This is a genomic window from Actinoplanes sp. NPDC023801, assembly GCF_040639655.1.
Classification (GTDB): Bacteria; Actinomycetota; Actinomycetes; order Mycobacteriales; family Micromonosporaceae; genus Actinoplanes.
Genome location: NZ_JBFAAI010000079.1, coordinates 1 through 1,642, shown reverse-complemented (window position 1 = coordinate 1,642; position 1,642 = coordinate 1). Strand labels below are relative to the sequence as shown.

Genomic DNA, 1,642 nt, shown 5'->3' with positions numbered 1-1,642 from the left:
CGGCTGCCTGGCATCTGGATGTGGTGGGTGGTGCGTCGCTGGATTGTCTGCGGCTGGTCCCGGCTGAGGAGGTGCCGGTTGGTGCTGGCCAGGTGCGGGTGTCCATGCGTGCCGCGGGTGTCAACTTCCGTGACGTGTTGATGGCGTTGGGTCTTTATCCGGAGCCTGCGTTGATGGGTTCGGAGGGTGCCGGCGTGGTGGTGGAGGTCGGGCCTGGGGTTACCGGTTTTTCGCCTGGTGATCGGGTGTTCGGTTCGTTCAGGGGTGCGTTTGGTCCGGTGGCGGTGACGGATGCGGTGTTGTTGTCGCGGGTGCCGGTGGGGTGGTCGTTTGCGGAGGCGGCGTCGGTGTCGACGGCGTTTGTGACGGCGTTTTTCGGGTTGCGTGATGTGGCTGGTGTGCGGGCTGGTGAGCGGTTGCTGGTGCATGCGGGTGCTGGTGGTGTGGGGATGGCCGCGATTCAGTTGGCGTTGTTGTGGGGTGTGGAGGTGTTTGCGACGGCGTCGCCGGTGAAGTGGCCGGTGTTGCGTGGTCTGGGTTTGGATGATGCGCATATTTCTTCGTCGCGGGATACCGGTTTTGAGGCGAAGTTCGGTGTGGTGGATGTGGTTTTGAATTCGCTGGCGGGTGAGTTCACGGATGCGTCGTTGCGGATGTTGGGTGCGGGTGGCCGGTTTGTGGAGATGGGTAAGGCCGACGTGCGTGACGGTGAGGAGCTGGCGGTTCGTGGCGTCGCGTATTCGACTTTTGATTTGACGCGGGTCGGGTTTGATCGGGTGGCGCAGATTCAGGCTGAGGTGGTGGGTCTGTTCGGGGCGGGCCGGTTGTCGTTGTTGCCGGTGCGGGCGTGGGATGTGCGGGATGCGGTGGAGGCGTTCCGGTTCATGTCGCAGGGCCGGCATGTGGGCAAGGTGGTGTTGACGGTTCCGGTCGGGGTTTCGGGTTCGGTGCTGGTGACTGGTGGGACGGGTGTGCTGGGTGCTTTGGTGGCTGAGCATCTGGTGGTGGGTCATGGTGTGTCGGATTTGGTGCTGGTGTCGCGGCGTGGTCCGGCGGCGCCGGGTGCCGATGGGTTGTGTGCCCGGTTGGAGGGGTTGGGTGCGCGGGTTCGGGTGGTGGCGTGTGATGTTTCGGATCGGGCTGCGGTGGCGGGTCTGGTTGATGGCATCGGGGATTTGTCGGGGGTGGTGCATTGTGCGGGGGTGTTGCAGGACGGTGCGTTTGAGGGGGTGACGGCTGGTCGGGTGGCGTCGGGGTGGGCGGGTAAGGCTGATGCGGCGGTGTGGCTGGATGAGGTGACGCGGGGCCGGGATCTGGCGTGGTTCGTGATGTTTTCGTCGGCGGCGGCGGTGTTCGGGTCGGCGGGTCAGGCGGCTTATGGGTCGGCGAATGCGGTGTTGGATGGGGTGGTGGCGCGGCGGCGGGCGTCGGGGTTGCCGGGGTTGTCGGTGGGGTGGGGGTTGTGGGCGGCGTTGTCGCGGATGACGTCGCATTTGGATGAGCGGGCGTTGGCGCGTATTGGTGGGACGCTGTCGTCGGAGTTGGGTTTGGCGTTGTTCGACGAGGCGGTGCGGTCGTCGTGGTCGCATGTGGTGCCGGTGGTGATGGATCTGTCGGGTTACCGGTCGGGTAAGGCGGAGGT

The 1,642-nt window shown here is 65.5% G+C and carries 1 protein-coding gene; it reads left to right on the top strand.

The features are described 5' to 3' along the window. Window positions 1-1,642 (top strand): MDR/SDR family oxidoreductase (locus tag AB0G04_RS44155; protein ID WP_360996740.1); only part of this gene is annotated, 1,642 nt, incomplete at both ends.